The sequence below is a fragment of the Calothrix sp. NIES-2100 genome (assembly GCF_963875285.1).
Taxonomy (GTDB): Bacteria; Cyanobacteriota; Cyanobacteriia; order Cyanobacteriales; family Nostocaceae; genus Aulosira.
Genome location: NZ_CAWNLA010000001.1, coordinates 4,785,965 through 4,810,626 on the forward strand (window position 1 = coordinate 4,785,965; position 24,662 = coordinate 4,810,626).

General features: G+C 40.0%; 18 protein-coding genes. 9 read left to right on the forward strand and 9 right to left on the reverse strand.

From position 1 onward, the window contains the following. Positions 1-52 precede the first annotated feature (52 nt). Positions 53-751, reverse strand: coding sequence for an RNaseH domain-containing protein (locus AACU32_RS19710; protein ID WP_096602515.1), 699 nt, complete (start codon positions 749-751; stop codon positions 53-55). 101 nt (positions 752-852) lie between these two features. Between AACU32_RS19710 and AACU32_RS19715 the strand changes: the two genes are divergently transcribed. Continuing rightward, the gene (locus tag AACU32_RS19715; RefSeq protein ID WP_339378695.1) at positions 853-1,218 is read left to right on the forward strand and encodes an SDR family NAD(P)-dependent oxidoreductase; all 366 of its coding nucleotides are present in this window, start codon (positions 853-855) and stop codon (positions 1,216-1,218) included. Positions 1,219-1,623: 405 nt separating this feature from the next. Here the strand turns inward: AACU32_RS19715 and AACU32_RS19720 are convergent, their stop codons facing one another. Beyond that, on the reverse strand, positions 1,624-3,639 hold the full coding sequence (locus AACU32_RS19720) for a serine/threonine-protein kinase (RefSeq protein WP_096602517.1): 2,016 nt from the start codon (positions 3,637-3,639) through the stop codon (positions 1,624-1,626). 437 nt (positions 3,640-4,076) lie between these two features. Here AACU32_RS19720 and AACU32_RS19725 point away from each other — a divergent pair, with 437 nt between their 5' ends. Further along, positions 4,077-5,360 (forward strand): PPC domain-containing protein, encoded by a 1,284-nt coding sequence (locus tag AACU32_RS19725; RefSeq protein WP_096602519.1) that lies wholly within the window; start codon positions 4,077-4,079, stop codon positions 5,358-5,360. Positions 5,361-5,436: 76 nt separating this feature from the next. Here AACU32_RS19725 and AACU32_RS19730 read toward each other — a convergent pair whose 3' ends face one another. The 3 genes from AACU32_RS19730 to AACU32_RS19740 all read right to left on the reverse strand — a co-directional run bounded on the left by AACU32_RS19730 (position 5,437) and on the right by AACU32_RS19740 (position 9,178). After that, positions 5,437-6,459, reverse strand: a complete 1,023-nt coding sequence (locus AACU32_RS19730) for a WD40 repeat domain-containing protein (RefSeq protein WP_096608082.1) — start codon at positions 6,457-6,459, stop codon at positions 5,437-5,439. 134 nt (positions 6,460-6,593) lie between these two features. Beyond that, positions 6,594-8,651 (reverse strand): serine/threonine-protein kinase, encoded by a 2,058-nt coding sequence (locus tag AACU32_RS19735; protein WP_096602521.1) that lies wholly within the window; start codon positions 8,649-8,651, stop codon positions 6,594-6,596. Between the two features lie 401 nt (positions 8,652-9,052). Continuing rightward, positions 9,053-9,178 carry a hypothetical protein gene (locus AACU32_RS19740; protein ID WP_339378099.1) on the reverse strand — a complete coding sequence of 42 codons (126 nt, stop codon included), beginning with the start codon at positions 9,176-9,178 and terminating at the stop codon, positions 9,053-9,055. Positions 9,179-9,662: 484 nt separating this feature from the next. On the opposite strand from AACU32_RS19740, the gene AACU32_RS19745 reads away from it, so the two are divergent. The 5 genes from AACU32_RS19745 to AACU32_RS19765 all read left to right on the forward strand — a co-directional run bounded on the left by AACU32_RS19745 (position 9,663) and on the right by AACU32_RS19765 (position 16,204). Continuing rightward, positions 9,663-9,923, forward strand: coding sequence for a hypothetical protein (locus tag AACU32_RS19745; RefSeq protein ID WP_096602525.1), 261 nt, complete (start codon positions 9,663-9,665; stop codon positions 9,921-9,923). Between the two features lie 53 nt (positions 9,924-9,976). After that, the gene (locus AACU32_RS19750) at positions 9,977-10,528 is read left to right on the forward strand and encodes an effector-associated domain EAD1-containing protein (RefSeq protein ID WP_339378100.1); all 552 of its coding nucleotides are present in this window, start codon (positions 9,977-9,979) and stop codon (positions 10,526-10,528) included. Positions 10,529-10,561: 33 nt separating this feature from the next. After that, positions 10,562-12,487: a hypothetical protein gene (locus AACU32_RS19755; protein WP_096602527.1), complete on the forward strand. Its 1,926-nt coding sequence runs from the start codon at positions 10,562-10,564 to the stop codon at positions 12,485-12,487. A gap of 22 nt (positions 12,488-12,509) precedes the next feature. Then, positions 12,510-14,816: a hypothetical protein gene (locus tag AACU32_RS19760; protein WP_096602529.1), complete on the forward strand. Its 2,307-nt coding sequence runs from the start codon at positions 12,510-12,512 to the stop codon at positions 14,814-14,816. Positions 14,817-14,971: 155 nt separating this feature from the next. Beyond that, positions 14,972-16,204 (forward strand): pentapeptide repeat-containing protein, encoded by a 1,233-nt coding sequence (locus tag AACU32_RS19765; protein ID WP_096602531.1) that lies wholly within the window; start codon positions 14,972-14,974, stop codon positions 16,202-16,204. A gap of 7 nt (positions 16,205-16,211) precedes the next feature. Here the strand turns inward: AACU32_RS19765 and AACU32_RS19770 are convergent, their stop codons facing one another. Next, on the reverse strand, positions 16,212-17,282 hold the full coding sequence (locus AACU32_RS19770; RefSeq protein WP_096602533.1) for a protein kinase domain-containing protein: 1,071 nt from the start codon (positions 17,280-17,282) through the stop codon (positions 16,212-16,214). A gap of 396 nt (positions 17,283-17,678) precedes the next feature. Here AACU32_RS19770 and AACU32_RS19775 point away from each other — a divergent pair, with 396 nt between their 5' ends. Then, the gene (locus AACU32_RS19775) at positions 17,679-19,298 is read left to right on the forward strand and encodes a serine/threonine-protein kinase (RefSeq protein ID WP_096602534.1); all 1,620 of its coding nucleotides are present in this window, start codon (positions 17,679-17,681) and stop codon (positions 19,296-19,298) included. A gap of 421 nt (positions 19,299-19,719) precedes the next feature. Then, positions 19,720-20,472: an FHA domain-containing protein gene (locus AACU32_RS19780; protein ID WP_339378101.1), complete on the forward strand. Its 753-nt coding sequence runs from the start codon at positions 19,720-19,722 to the stop codon at positions 20,470-20,472. Between the two features lie 566 nt (positions 20,473-21,038). Here AACU32_RS19780 and AACU32_RS19785 read toward each other — a convergent pair. The 3 genes from AACU32_RS19785 to AACU32_RS19795 form a co-directional block, all read right to left on the reverse strand. Continuing rightward, a complete protein-coding gene (locus AACU32_RS19785; RefSeq protein WP_096602536.1) occupies positions 21,039-21,914 on the reverse strand; it encodes a GDSL-type esterase/lipase family protein in 876 nt (291 codons plus the stop codon). A 72-nt stretch (positions 21,915-21,986) separates the two neighbouring features. Beyond that, a complete protein-coding gene (gene recA, locus AACU32_RS19790; protein WP_096602538.1) occupies positions 21,987-23,066 on the reverse strand; it encodes a recombinase RecA in 1,080 nt (359 codons plus the stop codon). Positions 23,067-23,707: 641 nt separating this feature from the next. Then, positions 23,708-24,505 (reverse strand): choice-of-anchor K domain-containing protein, encoded by a 798-nt coding sequence (locus tag AACU32_RS19795; protein WP_096602540.1) that lies wholly within the window; start codon positions 24,503-24,505, stop codon positions 23,708-23,710. Positions 24,506-24,662 lie beyond the last annotated feature (157 nt).

Genomic DNA, 24,662 nt, shown 5'->3' on the forward strand with positions numbered 1-24,662 from the left:
AGAACAATGGTGAGTCATTTTACTATAGGTTGGTGAATTTTCTAAAGAAAAATTAGACTTCTACACCAAGGATGCATAAGTGATCCTCTATTAGTTGTTTACCTAAGTGCATCGGATATGGAAAGAGAATATTACCCATAGACCATGCTGGGGAGTATCTTAAGTAGTGTGGCACTCGGCAAAGAGATTTGAGGCTTTCTGCGGTTTTTTGAAAATCCGGATGAACAAAAAAGGGTACGATTTCTAATATCTGCTGGTGCTTGAATGCAATATTGGCACTGTATTCTTCATTTTGAGAGTCGAGGATGTAGAATTCGCGTACTGTTGGCGTATCTTGTGCTTTTTGTGTTGTTGGTAATCTGCCAATAGAGAAGTAATGTAGCAACTCAGGTATAGATTTATCGTAAAAGCCACTTAAGCGAATTAGATCTCTCGCTGGGGATTTTTCATGCCAAGCTTTTCGATTAGTAATGTATTGGTTTGTCTCGTCACCAGTGCGGAAGCGAATAATTCCCAGTAAATTGCTGAGTTGGCTATGGTCACGATTATATATACAAGCATGACCTGGAACGTGTTGGAAATCCAAGACATCCCGCTTTGCAAGGAGATTTTCATTTTTGAGTTGAAACCAAACTTGACCTCCATTTTCTTCGCCACGTTCATTACGCCATACATCAGCTTCAATCAACACAACAGTAGGCCGTTTACCTACTTGCGCGATCGCATCCGCAGCAAATTTTGCTAAATCTATTCCCTTTAACTGAACTGTTTTGAGATAATTGCGATCGCGTCTTGCACCTTACGCCACTGGATTTCTTGCTGTCTTTCTCCTGAGGAAATTACACTGCTGCTATTATGCCTGGGCCATTTGAGGCGGTCTACGCAGCTTCTAAAGCATTTATACATTCCTTCACAGAAGGATTACGCAACGAATTAAAGGATACAGGAATTACCGTTACGGCACTTATGCCAGGTCCCACCGATACCAACTTTTTCCACCGTGCAGGTATGGACGACACCAAGGTAGGTGCAAACAAGAAAGATGATCCGGCTCTAGTCGCCAAGCAAGATTTTGAAGCATTGATGGCTGACAAGGATGATGCGATCGCTGGGTCACTGAAGACGAAGATTCAGGGAACTGTGAGTAAGATTTTGCCTGATACCGTCAATGCTGAGCAGCACCGTCAGCTTACTGAGCCAGGTTCAGCGAACAAATAAGGGAATACCAAAAGATAAAATATCCCAAATGGTAGGCCTGGGGTAAACCCCTGCCTTACGAGTTGATACCGTTCCCTATGACTGAATGTTAATTCAGCATAACAAGTACGTTATGCCGATTCTCTATAAACTTGCACTCTTCTGATTACCTCTGTTTTCCTTCTCTACGAGACGCTCCGCGTTCACGTAGTGTCTCGTAGAGAAGGCGTTCTTTGCGTCCTTGGTGAAGCAGTCCGGTCTTGGGGAGCCACTGCGGTCTTGGGGTTTCCCCAAGTGGAGCAAGTGGCGTGGTTTCCCCCATGAGGAACTGCTGAACCCGTTCGCTGAAAGCGTTCCCGAAGGGTAGGGCGGTTAGTTTCTTAATATTAAGTGCATCATCTGGTCGAATTGGTATTAGAGCAATTTTTAATCAGACAAATGCCAAATCTTGATAATATTCTCAGCGCTCCCACCACTAGCAATAGTCTTACCATCTGGGCTAGTAGCTACGGAATAAATGTAACCAGAATCTCGCTTTAAAGTGCGGATTTCTTTTCCTGTTGTTGTATCCCATAGTTTGATTGTATTGTCACTACTGCCACTAACAAGAATCAGATTATTTAATTTTTTGCTAGCTGCTACTTTGGGTAAATAGGCAACAGAATTCACTTTGTCAGTATGACCTTTTAATGTCCGAATTGTCTCGCCTGTTACCAGATTCCATAATTTGATTGTTTTGTCCTTACTCCCACTAGCAATAGTTACACCATCGGGGCTAAAAGCAACAGAAAGAATTAATTCAGAATGTCCGATAAAAGTACGAATTTCTTTTCCTGTCGCCACATTCCAAAGTTTAATTTTCTTATCCCAACTCCCACTAGCAAGAGTCTGTCCATCCGGACTGAAAGCAATAGCAGAAACCGCCTTATTATGTCCCCCCAAGCTGCGAATTATTTGTCCAGTTGAGAGATTCCACAGTTTAATCGTTTTGTCTAAGCTACTACTAGCTAGGGTTTTACCGTCAGGACTAAAAGCAACAGATGAAATTCCATCCTTATGTCCTTTTAAGGTAAGAATTTCTTCCCCAGTAGAGATATTCCATAGTTTAATATTTTTATCTGCACTACCACTAGCCAAGGTTTTACCATCGGGACTAAAAGCGACAGTCCAAATCCATTGAGAATGACCTTTGAGAGTCTGGATTTCTTTTTTGGTTGCTAGATTCCACAGTTTGATTGTATTGTCATCACTGCCACTTGCTAGAGTAATACCATCAGCAGCGAAGGCAACAGAATTCACATCGCTGGAATGTCCTTTAAGAGTGTTGGGTTGATCGGAATTTTCTGTAATGTTTGTAGGCTGACTGGGGTTAGATAATCTAATTACTGGCTGCGGGCGAGATTGTAAATACCAAATTCCTCCTAATAGCAACAGCAAAATACCAGCACCTAACAAAAATAGATTTTTAACATGTGGTTTCTGGGTAATTGTCGTGCCTGAAATTAAAGTTGGGAGAGATGCTGCTAGTACTCTCTCTCCTGTCAAGTCCTTGATGACTTCTTCAGCAGATTGATAACGCTTGTCGATGTCTGTTGTTAATAGCTTGTTCAGAATCCGATCCAAATTTACATCTAAGGGAACTTTATGCCTATTCTCATGATGTAAATATTGCTGCCAAGAGTTAACCCAATCATAGCCTTTTTGCATCAACAGTTGAGATGGACGAATCTTTGTCAATAAATGAAAGCAAGTTGCACCTAAACTGAATAAATCACTGGATGGATATGCTTTACCATCCTGCATTTGTTCCATAGGAGTATAACCATGTGAGCCAATGGTTGTCCCGATTTGAGTATGTACGGCTGCTGTTAGCTGCTTCGAGGAACCAAAATCAATCAAGACTAATCGCCCATCACTTTGACGGCGAATAATATTTTGTGGTTTAATATCTCGATGAATGACTCCGCGCTCGTGGATAAATTTGAGGATAGGAAGTAAATCTAACAAAAGTTGGATGATTTTATTTTCATCATATATTATGCCTTTGCGTAATTCTTGGAGTAAATTCTGCCCTTCGATATATTGCTGTACTAAAAACAAATAATTGTCTTGTTCAAAGTAAGCTAAAAGCGTAGGAATTTGTGGATGTTCTCCTAACTTTTGCAGTTGTTTAGCTTCTTCTTTAAACAGTTCTACAGCCTTTTTTAATGCAGAAGTTCCCTGGACTTTTGGTGCGAATTGTTTAACTACACACCATTCATTGAGTTTATCCGCATCTTCCGCTAGATAGGTTCTACCAAATCCACCTTCATCAGAAAGCACTTTAATGACACGATAACGACTCCGCAAAAGTTCTATCAATGGTGTATTGCAACTTTGGCAGACTTTTTTATTGTCAGTATTTTGAGGATTGAGACAATCGGGATTCAGGCAGCAGCGCATACTGGGAATCCATATGCAGGTTGTGTATATATTAATTCATGACACATAATTTTGCTATAAAGTTGCCATGACTAATTATTTTGCATTCGGAAAATAATCTATAGGTAACTCAACAATTTAAAATTAAAAATAAATTCGTTGGAGAGCGATCGCCTACAGCATTCTTCCTGCTGATGGCGTTCTTTCTCTATGAGCTATCTACTTTTTATAATTCAGGGTCAAAAAACTGCGTTAGCTTAAGGCTTTGGCGCAGCGATCGCATCTTACTGTTAATGTACATAAGTTAACAATTCGTAATTAGGTTAGGGACAGTACAACAACCAGAACGGGGCGACTTGTAGAGGTTGAGTGTTCCACTATTTTTTAATTACGAATTACTAATTAGTAATTATTCTGCGAATTTGTTCACCTAAGAAAAACTATAGAGGAGTCAGATAATGCCAGTAAAAAACCCTAAAAAATCCCATTTTAGAGCTAAATTAGCTTTTATTATAGCGATGGGTAGCAGTGTTTTGATAAGTAGTTATGCTCTACCTATCAGTGCTTTAGAAATCCCCCAATTTTTGGGAAAATTCATAATTGCCAAAACACCAGATGAACGACAACCAGAAGCAGTAGAGCAAGGAATTGAGCAAATTCCCACATCTCAAACGCCTGTAGCGCCACAACCCAGCCAACCTATTGATTCACCTTTACCTCCTCGTGTACCGCCCACAACTACAAATACTCAACCAGCACCAACGCCAGTGCGATCGCAACCAGTACAACCCACACCAGCACCAACACCAGTGCGATCGCAACCAGTACAAACCACACCAGCACCAACGCCAGTGCGATCGCAACCAGTACAAACCACACCAGCACCAACGCCAGTGCGATCGCAACCTGTACAAACAATACCAGTGCCGCAACCGCTCAATAATGGTTCTATTCGTCCACCGCAAGGAGGTTATCAACCAACAATTAAACCACCTACAGGTAACCAGCCAACTCGTGAAGGGTCACCTGTTCCTGCAACTACAAATTTGAATTACAAACCCATTAACTTTGTAGATTTTGCCTTTGGTATTCTCAGCAAAAAAGATTTCAAATCTCAAGGTAGGTATTATCACTTCTACCAATTTGAAGGTAGAGAAAATCAACTAATTCAAATTAGACTCGGTGGTAGTACAGATACACGCCAATCAAATAACCTCAGCCTTAATCCTTACATGTTTCTGCTTGACCCCGATAATAACGTGATTGTCAAGCGAGGCAGTACACAGACAACAAATGGGATTAAAGATGCATTTGTCTTTGTGAGGCTACCTGTTCAAGGTACTTACACGATTGCAGTCACTAGTAAGAACTCAGGCGATACAGGTCGTTATAGTCTAGCACTCAGAAATGACAGAGCCAGCTATGCCCTAGACGAATCTGCCGAACTAACCGCCCAAAGTCTGACTTTAAAACAAAATAAAAGCCCCTACGATGTTTCCAAGTTTGAGGGCAAAAAGGATCAGCTGATTAGTATTCGTGCAGATAGTGTGTTTGAAGAATTTTCTCCTTACATAGTCTTACTAAATTCTCAAGGTCAGATTATCGCTGCGGATAATGCTCAAGATGGTAAGTACAGCGCTCTCATTGACCGAGCCAGGTTACCTGGGGATGATACTTACTATGTAGTAGTGACTTCAGCTAATCCACAACAACGCGGTAGATATCGATTGACTCTATACTAGTCAATGGTCAATGGTCATTTGTCATTCGTCTCCCTTGTCTTTCTTGTCCCCCTAGCTCCTAGCCCCCCATCCACTTTCACTGCTCCACTGGCCAGACCTTGATCGTACTGTCCTTACCAGCACTGACAATTGTTTTGCCATTGGGGTTAAAAGCCACAGCCCAAATTTTATTGGTATGACCTGTGAAACTGTGGATTTCCTGTTTTTGGGACACATTCCACAGTCTGACAGTTCCATCCCAACCGCCACTGACTAAGGATTTACCATCAGGGCTGAAAGCTACAGACCAAACTCTGTTGGTATCTCCCTTGAGAGTACTATTTTCCCGACCTGTACTCAAATTCCAAAGTTTGATTGTGCCATCCCAGCTTCCACTGGCTAAGGTTTTACCATCGGGACTAATAGCTACGGAATTAACTATATCAGTATGCCCTTTGAGGGTGCGTGTGACTGTTCCGGTAGAAACATTCCACACTTTAATATTCTTTTCAAAATGATTGCTACTAGCAAGCGTGTTGCCATCTGGGCTAAAAGCTAAGGAATTAATAATATCACACTCCCCTTCCAGGGTGCGGATCACTTCTCCAGTGGTCAAATCCCACAGTTTGATAGTCTGATCCCAACTACCACTAGCTAGAGTATTGCCATCGGGGCTGAAGGCTACAGACTGAACCGAAAGTGAATGACCTTTGAGAGTACGAATTTCCTCTCCTGTAGATAGATTCCACAATTTGACAGTTTTGTCTATACTTCCACTAGCCAGAGTATTACCATCTGGGCTAAAAGCTATGGAATTTACCCAATTGGTGTGACCTACTAGGGTACGGAGTTTCTGCCCAGTATTCAAATTCCACAATTTGATAGTGTTGTCTGTACTGGCACTGGCAATGGTATTGCCATCCGGGCTAATGGCTACAGCCTTGACCGAGCCAGAATCTTCTTTGAGAGTTAAGATATCGGATACAGGTTTATTGGGAGCAGCTGTTCCACTACTTGCAGCTAAAGGAAATTGCGAAGACAAAACTCCCCCAACTCCCAACACCAGGAAAACTGTGGGTGTTAAAAGTTTAATTTTGGCATAAGTGAAATTTACAGACATCGCAGCTCTCCCAGTAGCAATATCCGAACGCTGCATAACAACATAGCAAGCACATCAATAAAATTACGGAATATTATAAAGTAAATATTACCAGATTTTTTAAAGGAAAGTTATATTAGCTACTGGGATTCGGTCTAGTTAGAGACGTGCCAAATCTTAATAGTTTTGTCCTCACTACCACTGATGAGAGTTTTACCATCGTGGCTAAAACTGAGGGATGTGACGATGTTGGTATGTCCAGCCAATGTAAAAAGTTCTTCTCCTGTGGTGAAATTCCAGAGTTTGATTGTGCGATCGCGACTACCACTAGCAAGAATCTGACCATCTGGGCTGATGGCGAGGGATGTTACAGTATTGTCATGACCGACTATTGTCCGAATTTCTTGACCTGTAGATAAATTCCACAGTTTAATTGTGCGTAGGCGTAGCCCGTCGTAGACATCGCGGTTGGCGCTAGCAAGGGTCTGACCATCGGGACTGATAGCTAGAGAAGTAATCGTTTTATCATCCCCTCTCAAAGTGCGAATCGCGTATCCTTTAGATAAGTTCCACAGTTTGATAGTTTTGTCAAAACTACCACTAGCGAGAATCTTCCCATTTGGGCTAATAGCCAGAGAGCGTACCCAGAATTTATGTCCTACCAATGTGGAAATTTCCTGTCCTGTTACCAAATTCCAAACTTTGATGGTATTATCATCACTACCACTGACCAAGGTTTTACCATCTTGGCTAATAGTTAGGGCATGAATTGAGTCGGAATGTCCCAGCAAAGTGCGAATTAGTTTACCTGTGGCTAAATTCCAAACTTTGATGGTGTTATCATCACTACCACTGACCAAAGTCTCGCCATTGGGGCTAATACTGACAACATTCACTCTCTGGGAATGACCCTCCAGGGTAGAGATTTGTTTTCCTGTGGCGATATTCCATAATTTGATGGTGCGATCGCTGTTGCTAGCAAACAACCGACCATCAGGACTGATAGCAACAGACAAAACCCCATTTTCCTGTGCTTGTAGGGTATTAGTTAAAGAAATTTTCCCCCATGATATTTTTGACTGCTGAGTCAAAACTGCTTCTGTGTTACTAGGACGATTATTTTGTTGACTCAGGCGAGAAAATAAGCTGCTTTGCAATTGTTGAAATTGTTGATACCAAGATTCACCAAATCCAAATAATAGGGTAGTAGAAGCTACCAAGACAACCAGTCGCAAAAAATTATATTTTTTAGGTAAATATTGTGTCTGAGTTTTGGTTAATTTAGCAGACAATTTCCCTGAAGGTAGCAGTCGCAGTGATTGTTTTTGTGACAAATCCTTGATAACTTCATCTGCTGATTGGTAGCGGTTGCGGATATCTTTTTGTAACAATTTATCCAGTACCCGCTCCAATTCTGGATTCAGGGATTTGCGCAAATATTGTCGCCAATTTGTCACCCAAGAATATCCATGTTCTGTCCACAACTGAAACGGAGAAATTCCGGTGAGCAAATGAAAGCAAGTAGTTCCCAACCCAAACAAATCGCTAGCTGGATAAGCTTTACCATCTCTAATTTGTTCAATGGGGGAGTAGCCATGAGAACCAATAGATGTGCCAATTTTATTCTGTACTCTTGCTGTTAATTGCTTAGCAGAGCCAAAATCTATCAAACATAAGCGTCCATCAATGTGACGGCGGATAATATTTTCTGGCTTGAGGTCTCGGTGAATTACTCCGCGATCGTGAATGAATTTGAGGATGGGTAATAAATCGAGCAAAAGTATTTGAATGTCCCTATCCTTATAGGTTTTACCTTGCTGCAACTCCATTAACAAATTCTGCCCATTGATAAACTGCTGCACTAAATACAGACAGTGGTCTTGTTCAAAGTAAGCCAATAGAGTCGGAATTTGCGGATGTTCTCCGAGTTGTTGCAGTCGTTTAGCTTCCTCAGCAAATAACTCCATCGCCTTTTTCTGCGACCAAGTTCCTTGGAACTTTGGAGCTAATTGCTTGACGACACAGCGTTCATGTAGTTTATCGACATCTTGTGATAAATAGGTTCTGCCAAATCCCCCCTCATCCGAAAGCACGCGAATCACACGGAAGCGATTTCTTAGAAGTCCTATGAGTGGGGTATTACAAGCTTGGCAAAACTTATTTTCATCAGCATTTAGTGGATTTGAGCAATCAGGATTTAAGCAGCAGATCATGAGATGACAGGCGCTACTGCATGACAAATTATGCTAAGTTTTACCCGAAATTTCCCTAGTTGACAAACTGGCTCTTGTTTAATGATGGTAGATAATCCCTGTGTTGGGAATGGGGAATTACTTAATATAGTCAGCGTTTGTAGATTATAGTCAATTTTCCTCAATTAGGGGAAAATTACAAGAGTCAGAAAAATTATTTTTTGATTATATAATAATCAGATTTTCTAATCTGTGTAAAATGCAACTAACGCTAAATTAAGCAGAAGAACATCACCCAGTAAATACTTAAACTTCTATTGCATAAAAATATTTATACCAATTGAAAAAGAGAATGAGACAGATGCATCTTTCGGCTACGGGTAACCCCCGGCTTGGCGACAATCCGTATGCCACATTTTCTTTTACAGCGAAATATTTAACTGGTTCATCCGCGTTACCTTTATCGTCAGCGCTCTGGCTAAAAAACGAGTTAACTCTTGTACCCCAGGAACTTTTATCCATAATAAGGATGCGAGAGACGCTCGCATCCTTCCCCATTGGTGTCAACTTAACGCGAAACCCGGTTACCGCAAGGAACTGAAGTTCCTTGCTCATAGCCAAAGTAATCTGAATATGACTAAATATCCTCAAAATCTTGAGTCTACTTCAGTAGGGGCGGGTTCACAGATATGCTCCAATAATTCACGACTATCTCGCTTAACCCGCCCCTACTTTGGCTATGAGCCTCTTAATTCATTCTTAGGTGGGCGACGCTTGTACAGAGGCTATTTTTAGCTTAAGTTGACACAGGTGATCCTTCCCCCACCCCTACGCACGATTATCATTTTCATGAAAACTATTTTAAGTATTTTAGCTGATTGACAAAATACGCTTTATTCTTAAAGTCACTAATTCTCCTCATCTTTGTCATAGAGAATTTTCTTTGACAAAATATAAAACTTGTCCTGATATGATAAGTAAAAATGCGTAATAATCGTCATAAGTTCAAGTAAACTTGCCTGAAACTTCAGTATGATTAACGAATCAACAGTTAGTCTCACCATTTCTTGGATAAATCCAGATGTTGAAAAGTTAGAAAATGAAACTGTATACATCCTGGATGAGATGAAACAAGTAGATGAGTTTGAAACAGTAGGACGTGTACAAGTACCTGTAGAGGGCATACCAGATAAAGCAAAACCTCTGAGAAATTTTCTGCCAGGATTCTTGATGGCTGAGGTAAGTGCGAAAAATATCAGAAGTAGTAATGGGGCAATGAGCGCGATCGCTTGAAACCATCCTCAACGGTTTCTAACTTTTAGTGAAAATATGAGTGATTGATAAATATGGGTTTAGCCGGTCAACAACGTGAAGAACTACAAGACGCTTTGATTGATGCTTTTCCCGATACAGCATCTTTAGAGCGGATGTTGTCATTTAAATTAAATAAAAATCTTAGAGTAATTGCAGGCGAAGGGAATTTACAAGATATTGTTTTTCAATTAATACAAACAGCAAATTCTCAGGAATGGGTCGAGGATTTAGTTCGTGCTGCGTGTAATTCAAACCCTGGAAACCAACGACTGAGGGCTGTTGCCAAAAGACTATTGCTAAATCATCGCCGACAAAAGCCTTCTGCGTCCTCATCTCCATTTAAACAGAAGCAGCTAACTCGTTTTAAGGAAGATTATAGCTTGATAGAAATACGGTGTCGCGAACTCTTAAAAAAATTGCACGAACTGGAAGGAGATAGAAATTATACGGCAAGCACTACCCAGCGAATTGAAATAGAAAGACAAATTACCCTAGATAAAGAGAAGCTAAAGGATTATGACACTCAGCTTGAATCATTAGCACAAAAAATAGAGTTACTTGAAAGCGAAGTTCAAGGATTGTAGAAAAAAGTTTTTAAATTTTAAAAAATATGATTTATGTCTTTATTCAAACAAAATAAACTGGATACGCTCAAGCAAGATTATAGCTTTACAGAAGTTAGGCGGCAGGAATTATTTAAAAAATTGCATGAATTGGAAAGTGATAGGGATTATGCTGCTAGCAGTACACAAAGGCTAGAACTAGATAGGCAAATTATCCGAGATCAAGAAAAACTAAAGGATTATGAAACTCAGCTTGAATCATTGCAAAACAAAATTGAGTGTCTTGAAAAAGATATTGAAGAAAGTAAAAGCATTCAAAATCAACAATCTATATATGAATACTCGAATGTTATTTCACAAGAGCAAAATGACAATTATTCAGTAAATAATCAGACTGAATCTTCCAGCCTTAATTCAGACTTCTATACTCTTACTGAAGATTTTAATGAGCAGAAATTAGATCGCAATTGGTCAGCGACAAATAATCAAGGCGATGAAAATCAACAAGTTCATGCTGACTCACTATTTAAAGATGATGAACCTATTGAAAACACAGTAATATTTACAGCAACTTTTTTTCCTGAATTAAGTCCTTATGATTTTGATCGAATTATTGCTTTTTTATTAGAAGAGCGATTTTTAAATATTACCGTACAGTCGCAAATAATTACAGAGCAAGGAGAACCCAAAATCATTCAAAGTATAGAAAAAGAACAACTTCTTGCTATTTGGCGAAGTAGCCTGACTCAACGCGATAAATTTCTAGAAAAATGCTATTTGAAAGCAGTGCATTTGAAAGATTCGTCCCAGGTAATTGATTTTTATCTACCTTATTTAAGAAGTGAATTTAAAATCTATTTTGAGGAACAAAAATCTTTATATTTGTTAGAGCAGTTTAATCGTACCAAACTGTTACTGTTTGATGCTTCGCTGAAAGTGGGTCGTAATGCAATTGATTTAACAGTTAATATGGCTACTTCTTATCCTAAGATTTATGGAGAAGATTGGCTTTTTGATATTGTGTTAGCTTCAACCGATGCTGCTAATAGTGATATTGCCATAAATTTTGACTTAGTGCAGCAATTGCAAAGACTTTCAACAAACACAAAAAGAGAGTTTATATTTACACGTATCTCTGCTTTACTCTACCAAATGCTGGAATGCTCTCAGCTTGTGGATATAGTTAAAAGCTTTCTCGATCGCTTGATGTTAGTGCAACGATATGATGCTGTGCTAGCAATTATCAAAAATTTGCGCTCCGCACCAAAATTTAATGGACTTTACTGGTTGAAGCAACTATTAGATCGGGGTAATGGAGAAATAAAGTCTGAGGCTTATAAATTCTTGTACAACTGGCTAAAGCAAAGCGGTTATCGTATTTACGAGCTGTTAGAGGTGTTAAAGGGATGGTTACCTGGACGAGAGCGATCGCCAAATAGCTATTCTCCTTCTAATAAATATGCACTACAGCTGTTTATTGAATACTGCTTGGAAACTACATCGAATCTAGATTCTACGTATTATGGCTACTACCCATCTAAGTATCCATTATTCTCGGTTCTACAGAGTAGCTCAATCGATAGCAAGCTAGAGACTTTAGTCAGTTGGCTCTTTCATTTAGATCATGAAGGCAAGCTTGCTCTCAGGCATATTGTTGATGAAGGTGTTAACGCTACACAGCTAGTTAGCTTTTTGATTGCACAATGGTTCATCATTTTGTGGGGGTTAGAGAAGAAAGAACCTAATCAACAAGTAGCTGCGGTATTTAATGACTTTCTTCACAAAATAATTTTGACTATTGACCGTTCTCTACAAAAAGAACTTGTTCAATATTGGAGTGATTATACAGAGCATTTACTTATAGAAGCGGAAGGTTATGAAAAATCTGGTGACAATCAATTAAGAAAACAAGCTTTTCGTAAAAGGAATCTAGTTAAAGAATTGAGTAGACAGTTCAAGGTTTTGCAAAAAACAGCTTAAGTAACGATATCCGGAGATGAAGATGAATCAAGGCAATTTCCTAGATAGAGTCATTCGTAAAGTAGATGAAACTACCAAAGCTAATTCCTCTACAGAAAAAGTAGTAATTATTGACAACAATAAAGGAAAAGCAATACCAAAAAAGCCATTATTTGGTGGTAATTTCAAATTTTATCTTGTAGCTAATAATGAGGATGCAGCGAATATCGCCGAACGCAAAAGTCTAATTTGCAACGTGATTGATTTTGCTAACGACAGTGAAATCAGGATTTCTCTAACTTATCGTGCTAGTTGCAACCCTGGTAATGAAGAGAGAGTCGCTGAAGCTCTCTATCATGGTCAATCTCCCAGCAGTGAACTTGATAATAAAATTCAAAAATGGATTGCTAGGTTTTCCCAAAATAATGCTGCAAGTTTTATTGAGAATTACTTTTTCCAAGTAGAACATTTAAGAGAATATATTAAAAAAAATGTACAAGAAGAGGTTGGTATAAAGCTTGATTTGAAGATTTCCTTAGACAAAGAAGAACAGCTGAGAACTTTCCCCATAGATAACATTCAATTTTCTGTATATGTTAATGATTGTAATGATGAGTTATCCCTTCAGCTTTCAACTGAGCTTATAGTTGATGAACAAAATAAGGTGCAAGCCATATTGAACTATGGGCGAGAGTTGTTATTAGCGAATGTAGTTAAAGCAGAAGTTAAAAATTACTTGAGTAACAATGTTACTCTACACAAGTTCTGCTATCACTTAAAAGATACTGTTCGTCAAGAAATTTTGCAGCATTTAAACAGAATTCTCATCAATTATGGTCGAAAATTAGAGTATCTGTCTCTTGCTAGTAATTCAGTTACTCCTGCTCAAGAACTTTTAAATGACCGTTCCTACGACATTGTATGTACAGTTAAAGGCTATCCGCAGCCAATAGTAGTACAAAACAAGTTGTACATGATACCAAAAGACATTGGTAAGTATAGGGCTGCTCAATCTCCGAATTTGGAAACTTGGGTGAAGAGTAAATTAGAAAGTATTATTAAACCTTTGTTATTGCAAAAAGAATATATCGATATTCTACTTGATTTTCATCCAATTGAAAATATTATTAAAGCCAAAATAGAAGAGGCAGCCAATGCGCTTGGATATCATGTAGACCAAATTGTTTCTGTTCCCGACTTAGAACCTCTGAAACTAAAAGACAAATTCCTTCTGGGAATAGAAGATACTTTTCCTACGAAAGATGCTAGGGTTGATGTCAAGCTGAGTATCTCTGTTACAGCAAAAATTCCTAATCTTGCAAGTATTAAGCATCATCTCAATCGACAAGATGATGTCAAAGATTTAATCAAGTCAGCTATTTATGATGCTACAAGAGAATATTTGACTCAAACAGAACCAGAACGTTTTTATATGCGCTTTGCTCACTATGATAAACAACTAGGAGAAAAACAATCAGTTGAACAAGAATTAGAAGATAAAATCAGAAAATTACTAGAAGAAAGTTTTGCTGCTCAAGTTAGCAGTATAGTCCCTAAATACTTAGATACAGATATTGCTAAGTGTTTCCAAGAATTGCGACGACAAATAGGGTCTATTGAATTTGAAGTATTTTCTTTAAAGGGAGGGGTAACAATTAAGTTTCAGGGAGACTTTCAGGTTTTAAGCGTTGAAAAAGATAGCTGGTACATATTTCGAGATAGGCAGCCAAAAATCAATGATCTCAAAGAGTCAATCGAAAGAAGTTTGAAAGCGAAATTGAATACTTTCGACAAAGAGCATTTGCAATATGACGATTTGGATGACTTGTCTTTAATAGAGCGTGTTGTTAACCAGTGGGCAAGGAATAATATTATCGAGCAATTCGGTTTAGAAATTTACATAAGTAATCTTACTCGTGAACATACAGAAGAAGAACAAAGTCTATATGATGCCCAAAGAAAATTGTACCAGGAAGAATTAGAAGAATCTAGAGCAATTTTTGAAGCTAGAAAAAAACAGCGTCTTCAACAGCTAGAAAACTCATTTAAAAGAGAAGAAGTAAAATCTTTAGAACTCGATAAACTTTATCAACGACGCTTGCAACTCACAGGAGATGAGGAAAATGAAGCTGAACTCGTATATGTGAATGAGAGAATTAGAGAACTGGAAGCAGAATCTATTAATGCTTCTTTAGAAGATGCCAGAATTACCCTGAATCGTTTGCAACCCAAAAAACAAAAAGGTAAAGGTTTTAGTGAAGTAGCCGAAAAAATGAATTTACTAAACAATAAAGCAAATCTAGAAATCAGTTCTGGTGATGACACAGATACTCCAGGTGGAAAAATATAATAGCAAGTGATTAGTAAACAAAATAGGGCTTATGCTAGAAACTAAATAAGCTTGGATTAGCATAAGTCCTAAAACTAATAATTTCATAATCATTACCTCAAAAGGTATTGCTAAAAAATCAAAAACAGTAAACAGTTTACAATTAAAGGTTAGTAATGCTGGAAATTATAGTAACCTTAAAAAGATATGACGGTACTGCTGAACGGAAAGAAAATATTTCACTGAAAGTGAAGTTAAGTGAAGTCCGTGAAGCAGCACAAACACTACTAGGATTGCCAGAAAAGCCACCTTGCCGACTTGTTCTATATAGAACCTCGTCTACATTAGAGGATGATTGCACACTGGAAGAAGCAGGCATTCAACAAAACGATAGGATAATGTTATATCCACAGGATGTTTGGGACAAAAAGAATGCTCAAGGGTATTTTGTTGTCCATGTCCCTCCAGTTGTTATGGAACCAGAAATCAAATCTAGTAACTCTGAGCCTGATATTTATAGCCCTAAGAGAATAGGAAAAATCCCAAATATAATAAAAAAATCAAAAATTTTATCTTTAACAGTATTTAAGAAAACAAAGAAAATATTATTATTATCAATTCAAAACACAAGCATTTTTATTAAAAACCAAAATTTTCAAAATATAAATAAAAAGTCTTTAATTAAGCCAGCAATATTTTTGTCTACAGGATTTGTAATTACACAATTTTTGTCGAATCCAGAGTTAGAATATACTAGAACTATTTGGGGCATGAGTTTAGGAATAACAAAGAATGCCCAGGGTAAAAACTTAAATAAAGCCTTCTTAGAAGCAGCCAACCTCACTAACGTAAATATGGTGGGTGCCAATCTTAACGGCGCCCGTTTGAGTCAGGCTAATTTAAGTAATGCAAGACTTAATAAAGCTAGTCTAGCAGGAGCTGACTTGAGAGGTGTAAACTTCTACCGTGCAGACTTGACAGAAACAAATTTAAATCGAGCTAATTTACTAGGTGCTAATTTACTAGGTGCTAATTTAAGAAAAGTAAAAATTACCGATCCAAAAACAGGTGAGATTACAGCCAAACTCGATCAAAATGCTAAATTAATTTGGCAAATTGTAAACGAACCTAAAACAGGAAGAAACCTAGAAAGTAAAAAGTTGGATCGTTACAACCTCAGCTATGCAAATTTGAAAAATGCTGATTTATATCGCGCTAGTCTAACTTGGGTTGACTTAAGCAAAGCAAATCTTGAAGGTGCGACTTTATCTAAAGCAGATTTAACAGGTACTAATTTAAAAGGTGCTAATTTGAAGGATGTCGATTTAAGGGGTGCTACTTTGTACGAGGTGAAGACTGATACTTCAACTATTTGTCCTAATGGTAAATCTGGTCCTTGTAAATTTTAAAGGCAAATCACAGAAGTTTTTGGTCTACTGACTTTCTCTGGTGTTTGGCTTTCCATTCGCGAATAGCGATCGCAGTTCTTTGGACAGGTGACATGTAAATTTGCGGAATTTCTTTTTTGGTATTATTAGTCTGACTTCTCGGTGGTTGGATAGTTAAACAGTTAGTTAAAGTTGGCACATAGTTTTCCAAATCCAAAGCCCTGAGTACATCCCCAGCAGACTTATACCGCTCCTTTAAGGAAAATTTGACCATTTTGCCCAAAATTTGCGCAAAACTATCACTCACATTTACCTCTTTTTGCCAATAAATCTCACCAGTATTCTGGTCATATTCAAATTCTAAAGGGCTTTTGCCAGTTAATAAATAAAGACAAGTCACACCAACCGCATAAATATCACTAGCATAAACTGGACTTAGGGAAAACTGTTCTGGTGGTGCATATCCCATCGTCCCGACAAAATTAGTCATCTGATTTCTATTGATAGCGTTTTCACCAGCATCAAGCAATTCCTCTTTGACTGCACCGAAATCAATCAGCACCACTCGCTGATCCTCTTCACAACGCAACAAGTTATGGGGCTTAATATCGCGATGAATCACCCCATGTTGATGAAGATACTTTAAGACTGGTAATAATTCCTGCAAAAACTGTTTAACTGCGGCTTCATTCTTAACGCCGGATTTTCTCACTTCCCGCCCTAAAGTATAACCACGCACATATTCTTGAACTAAATAAAACTCTCCTTTAACTTCAAAGTAGTCTAAGAGCATGGGTATTTGCGGATGATTACCTAGTTGACCCAAAGCTCTTGCTTCTTTTTCAAAGCGCTGACAAGCTCTTTCCCAACTTTTGATACTAGTGACCTGAGGACAAAGTTGTTTAATTACACACAAAGGCTTGCCAGGTAACACAGCATTTTTGGCTAAAAAGGTGATCCCAAACCCACCTCTACCTAAAATTTTGATAATTTCATAGCGATCGCGAAATCTCTCTTGAGAGCCACACATGCGACCGAGTGGAGTTTCCTGCAAAATCCACTCGTGAATCGGCGTTAATTGTGGAGGAAATCGATTCATGGTTAAACGGCTACTCATGCCTTTAATTTAACGATAAAGGCACTTTCATGCTAGTAGGATTACCAGATCTTTGCAAAATCCTGATTTTTCTCCCTCTTTAACACCAAGATTCCCCATATAAATTTCACATTCATCAGTAAATTTACTCGCTGCGCGTGTCAAAAGAATTCAGGAAACCAGATCAAAAACAATTGACTTTTCACACACTTTGCGCAGTAAAAGTTCAGTAGGACTAAGGTTAGTAAATTTACGAGGTTTTTCAGTCAACCAAATTCAAACTTTAGGAACTCTTCAAAGGTTTTCCAGCAAAAATTACCTGGCACAAGTTGATTTTAAATCACAATAATGAAGAGAAAGTGTAACGCTACCCATATTCGTGCAGCGAGTTGACAGTGCATGAGCTACTGCTTAAATCCTACTTGTCGAGAGCCAGAAAATTTGGCACATAGCCTAAGGTGTCAATCTTGTGGCTCACAACTACTGTTGAGCGATCGCTATCAGGTGGTCAAACCATTAGGTCAGGGTGGCTTTGGTGCAACCTTCTTAGCCCACGATCAAGGTTTACCTGGAGAACCAAGTTGTGTGATTAAGCAACTGCGTCCTTCAACAACCGTCCCACATGTTTTACAGATGGCGCGTGAACTTTTTGAGCGAGAAGCTAGAACTTTAGGTAGGATTGGCAATCATCCTCAAGTGCCTAGGTTACTAGACTACTTTGAAGCTCAACAACAATTTTACTTAGTTCAAGAATATATTAGCGGTGCTACCCTGCAACAGGAAGTTCAACGTCGTGGTAACTTTACAGAAGCCGGAGTCAAGCAGTTTTTAAGTGAAACCTTACCTTTGCTGCAATATATCCACGAGCAAAAGGTGATTCACCGTGATATTAAACCTGCCAACTTGATTCGCCGCACTCAAGATGCGAGAATGGTGCTGATTGACTTTGGTGCAGTCAAAAACCAAGTCACCCAAAGTATAGCCGGGCAATCTGAGCAAACAGCATTAACGGCATACGCAATCGGCACTCCGGGTTTTGCACCGCCAGAGCAAATGGCAATGCGTCCAGTTTACGCCAGTGATATCTACGCACTAGGGGTAACATGTATTTATCTATTGACTGGTAAAACTCCTAAAGATTTAGAATACAATCCCTCAACAGGTGAAATGATCTGGGAGCCACTTGTCCAAGTGAGCGATCACTTAGCGAGTGTGCTGCGGAAAATGTTAGAAGTGTCGGTACGCAACCGCTACAAGTCAGCCCAAGAAGTACTCAGAGGGTTGGAAATGGAACCCTATCTGGAAAGTTTAGCTAAGGGACTGCTTGTTAAGTCAGATGTAGCTGTTAAAGAACAGACACATAACCAAATAGCAGATTCTGCTATTTTGTGTAATAATCCCGCCAGTAATCCTACTAATACAGGGGTAGCACAGGTAGCAGCAGCAATTCGAGCTAGACGAGCTAAGACAGCTGAAAGCGTGGGATTGCATCCTCGGGGAATGCGCCCAGGGGTAGTCATGGCAAAACCAACGTTTATGGAGAGCAACAACAGTAATGGCTCGCAAAGTCAAAATTCTCACGTTGTACGTAAATTAAATACCCAAGGTTTACTAACTGCCTATCTTAAAGGCAGAAGGGATTTTGCTCTCCACAATTTGAGTATGCTCAACTTGCAAGGTGCTGATTTATCAGGGACAAATTTCCATTCTGCTCAATTGCAGAAAACTAACCTTCAGGGAGCCAATCTCCACGATAGTGACTTTGGCAGAGCTAGCTTGACTGAGGCTAATCTGAGGGACGCTAACCTGAGCAAAGCTTACTTCAGCAGCGCTGATTTAGAAGGAGCAGATTTACGCGGCGCGGACCTGAGCCATGCTTATTTCAGCAATGCTAATCTCAGAGGCGCTAATCTTTGTGGAGCTAATCTCACTGGTGCCAAAATTACCGATGAGCAGCTGGTACTGGCAAAGACGAATTGGATGACAGTGCGCCCTAATGGCAAAAGAGGCATATTGTAATTTAACACCTAAAGCAAACTCCCCCAGATGGGAATGCTAAATACTGGCAGCTAAAACCGCTGTGACAAAACTCTAGGGTTGATGGTGTGGTAGTTATCCTTGCTAGGAGCACAATTGCCCAAGCGGAAATTTTTTAGCAATGATATGTCGTAGTGATATCGTTATTTGGACTATTATCTGAAAATTTTAATAAAACTTTTATATTTATGATCTGTTACAATTTAACAATCATACTTTACAATAAAAAATAAACTGTCACAATAATTTTTGATAAAAACTTCTGATGAAATCTATTTATGGTTGCTAATACCAGGAAAACTTTTACCTCAAAGGTGAACCACTTAAAGCTCTAATTTGCTGCTTTTTTTAAGTAGTAGCGGCAAGTAAATTATTCCTGATAGTAGGCTGAGAAGAAATATTAATGACCGAAATCAGCAAATCACATTTTTTGCCAGTCAAAGGCTTATCTATGATGGCTGAGTTGCAACACAAGGAACTAGAACGGCGATTAAGTTTATTTCAAGTATTTCTTAAGTTATATGAACAACATAGCAACGTTCTAGATGACATCCTTGAGCTAGAAAACCTAACTCAACCATCATTTGCAGTTAATCAAAGTTATATACAAGGTGTCTTAGATGGTTCTACGGTTTATATAATTACGAATCTGTGCGATCGCCAAACCCAAAGTTTACAACAGCCACAGGGAATCTGGACTATAGGTCGAGATGATAGCAATGGTATCTATATTGCTGATAAATATCTATCCGAGCGCCACGCTGCGATTCAATATATAGACCATCAAGGCTTCTACTTGATTGACTTTAAAAGTGCGAATGGCTCATTTGTCAATGGTGAACCAGTCTACCAGCCAACTAAACTTGATGATGGCGATCGCATCCGGCTAGGTATGGTAAGTTTTGATTTTTTTGTCAATCATACTAGCCGCACTTTACCGACTGTGGCTATGGAGTTACTGATGCAGCTTGTGCCAGGAATGGATGACAATTCAATGAATATACTTAATTCCCACGAGCAATACAAATATCGAGAGCAGAACTTTGGCTCAGACTTAATTGATAATTTGAGATATCAGCACAGCAGTTTTACTTTAGAAGAAAAGTCAGACATTTTAGATCGCTTTTTTAGCAGACACAAGCCCGATCATCTGTAAATTAGTAAGCAGGTCGGCGTAATTAAATATAACTAGCTAGGGTCGTCATTTGTCATTGGTCATTGGTAAGGTTTTGAATGGTGTTTACGTTTCGTAATATAGTTCGGTTTTTTTATGCCAACTTATCAGCATCATATGGCATTAATTTGCCATGAAAAATAAGTTCGTAGTCAGGACTTCAGTCGGTGGATTTTTCAGCACAAATTGGTAAAAGGTTACCGAACCTAGAGCCTGACTGGTTTTGTGGTTGATTGAAGAAGGCAGCTATGCTGGAGGCAGAGGGCAGAAGGTAACGTTTGCGATGGGGATTCAAAACCAACCATGACGAGAGCCACGAAATTGAAAATTTGGTGCGGTGTTTCGCCTTGCAATGTCGGTGCAACAGATGGTGACGCTCCTGCGTCGCTAACGCTTCGCTATCGGGCAAGAAGAGAATGGATAAATCCCTTCTGCCTTCTGCCCTCTGCCCTCTGCCTTTCTTCGATAATCGTTTTGCGAGATGGCGATCGCAAAGTGCAAAAACTCTCCCAAAGCCTGATAAGCGGGTGGAATTCACGGCAAGCTGATTATTTTGGCAGAACATCTGCGGCACGCAGGACTGGGGTGAGAGCCTCAGTGAATTTCGCGTAGCCTGCGGAGTTGGGATGGACTCCATCAACGAAGAATTTGCGGATTGGCATTCCGTCAGCCTGGGCCATGGGGGTGAACGGATCAGCAAGACGGAGCCACGGCAGCTGCGCGGGCATGGCATCAATGAGCTTGTTGATTTTGAGGATCGCGCCCGGCAGGAATTTTGCCTCTTGCGGTTGCTCTGGACGCGGGGCGCGCGGCATAAGGCGGGAGATGATCACCGTCGTGTCAGGCAGAGTGGCATGGATTGTTTCCACGGCAGTCCGGAGGTCGGCGACGATTTTTTCTGCTGGCCTGCCGTCTTTGGAATCGTTGCAGCCTATGAGGAGGATTACCGCTTTCGGGTGGACGGCGATGACATCTTCATTAAGACGATAGGAGATATTTCGAGCAAGGTCGCCGGAGATTCCGCGATTGGCGGTCTTCAAACCCGGAAATGCTTTGTCCTGCTTGAATCCCTCGGTGATTGAGTCGCCGAAAAAGACGACTGCACCCTGATCGGCAGCAAGGCTGTCGCGGAAGGCGGTGCGGCGGGACACCCAGCCTGGAGGAAACCAGCCATTGGTAGGAACAGTGATTGGAGAGCGTGCGGAGGCCGCAGGCGTGGTTGAAACCGCAGTCGAGTCTTCGAGGGGTTGCCACGCCCGGTGATTGCTTGCGTAGGCTCGGCCGCGATCGCTGGAATCGTCACGGTGTAAGTCACCAGCGCCGGAAATAGTTTCGGACTCGAAGACGTAAATGCTGGACAACGGGGCAGCATGGAGGGTAAGGACAACAGCGGCAAGTAGGAATGACTTTATCAATTTTTTCAATAATCAAACCGGATTCCGATAGTCTGTAGGGGATATACAGTCAAATTTGCTATATATCCCATCTTTTTGCCTTTATTCCTCTTCTTCTAAATCAACTTCTTCTTCTTCGTCTTCTTCGCTGACTTTGGTGACAGAGTTAGCAGAAACCACTGCTCCTTTGTCTAGCTTTTCACGTACTAACTGCTTAATTTGCCCAGCAAAGTCTGGCTTTTCTTCTAGGTATTTGATGGCGTTGTCCCGGCCTTGAGAAATATTTTCGCCATTGAAGCTATACCAAGCACCTTTACGGAGCAAAATGCCTGTTTCTTCAGCTAGGTCAACAAGACAACCTATAGTAGAAACTCCTTTGCCAAAAATAATGTCAAATTCCGCAATTCTAAAGGGTGGTGCTACTTTATTTTTTGCTACCTTCACTTTAACGCGGTTACCAAATTCATCTGTACCTTTTTTCAAGGTTTGAATGCGGCGAATATCCAAGCGCACCGAAGCGTAGAATTTTAAGGCATTACCACCAGTTGTAGTTTCTGGGCTACCGTAGGTAACACCGATTTTTTGCCGCAATTGGTTGATAAAAATTACTGTGCAACCAGATTTACCAATATTACCAGTAATTTTACGTAAAGCTTGGCTCATTAACCGGGCTTGGAGACCGACGTGAGTATCACCCATATCGCCTTCTATTTCGGCTCTGGGAACAAGTGCTGCGACTGAGTCAATAACTACAATGTCAACAGCAGCAGAGCGAACCAACTGATCGACAATTTCTAACGCAGATTCTCCTGTATCGGGCTGGGAAACCAGAAGATTTTCAATATCTACACCTAATGCTGCTGCGTAAGTGGGATCAAGGGCGTGTTCTGCGTCAACAAAGGCAGCAATACCGCCTTCTTTTTGCACTTCCGCGATCGCGTGTAGTGCTACTGTTGTTTTACCGGAACTTTCCGGCCCATAAATCTCAATCACGCGCCCCTTCGGTAAACCCCCACCCAATGCTAAATCCAAGGTGAGTGCGCCGGTGGAAATTGTCTCTACCCGCATCCGAGTAGCATCGCCTAGGCGCATGATTGCTCCCTTACCAAAGCTGCGCTCAATTTGGCTGAGTACAATATTCAGCGCTTTTTGCTTGCCAGAAGTATCGGTATTGATAGCCATTAGAGCCTCTAAATATATGATTTCAGGATTGTTGGGATTGGAGTTTGAGTCTGAGTAGAACAGATATACTATTTTAACCAGAAAATTCTGGAATTAGAACTTTTTAAACTTGTCTGTGTGACAAGATCGTAACTCAATCTGATACATTCACCGTGAATATTACCTTCCTACTTTATTTTGGCTTTTAGAGGCAAGGTTTGGGAAGGATCGCGATCGCTTCCAGGTCGCTACAAATATAGCAGTTCCCGGTTGAGTTCAATACAGCGTTCAGTCACGGAAATATTTTTCTAAAAGCAGCCACTACAATATCTGATGAATATGGGTCAAATTTTAGGTTCTTGGCGAGTTAACGCTCGATATCCGTGAATGGGATTGCAAGAAGTGCAAAACTTACCAATCAGGAATGAAGGAATTCGGATATTGCAAAACAATGGCGGAGGGAACCCCGTTATTGCCGTGCTGAGGCAGAGTAAGACCAATAAACAAAGGTAGAAAGGCATCTGTCAATGACGCCGGAAGCCTACACTGTACCGCAAGGTCAGTTTAAGTAGTTCACACATGAAAAAAGGCAGGAGGAAGAAGAGGTACAACCTTCTGCCTTCTGCCAATCCAGGACTTTAGTCCTGATTACAGGGCTAATTTCAACCACATGAAGATTTAGCTTTTTGTTTGGAGAACTTTTTGCGGGAGGCTAGATAAATACCTGCTAGACATGAGCCAGCAATCGTTGAGGGTTCGGGAACATCGTTTTTTGGTGGAACGTTATTAGGTGGAGGAAGATAACTAATTTTGGCGTAAATATCGCCAGGACTAGCGGACTCTTCTTCAATAGCACTGATACTTGTCTTAGGTTGAAACAATGAAGGACTAAAGCCACGTATCTCAAATTGATATGAATCTAGATTATATTTGAAACTGGTTGAAGGTAATGGTGTAGCGAATTCAACACGGTCAGCATTGGCTATATCTTTAATATTGCCTATATTAGTTGTATTTACTAAATTAAAGGTTACTGGTAACGTATTTACCTGACTGTCATTACCAAAAGATAAATCTAGATTCAAGGTTATCTTTTTTACATTTGTATCTGCGTATATTAGTCCATTGTAGTAGTCTAGACTACCGATTTTAAACCAAGAGCCATCTTTTGCTGAGAAATTAGTTCCAGTAAATGTAAGTTGATTGGGTTTCTTGACAGACGCGCTCTTCGCGACTTCACCCCAGCTAAATGAATTGGTTCCCACACCGCTAATAAAGCAAGTAGGACTACTGATATTTGAGCAAAATTTATTATCGTCATCTGGAATCGGGTTGCTCCATACACCATTCGCGTTACCGGAAATAGTGAAAGCTTGGGCTGGACTGGAAAACCCCAATGCTGCTAGGGCTAGCATCGAACAACCAGATAAAGCAGTGGCAAAAACCAAACTAATGTTCATATGTCAGGTTTCGACTCCTACCTGATACCTAACCTATACACCTTAGTAAAGATGCGGAAATAAACCAAGAAGTTTCCGCAAACTTAATTGAATTTTTACACAAACTTTATATTACTACTTAAGAAATTCATACTTAAGTATATATTTTGTCTAAATA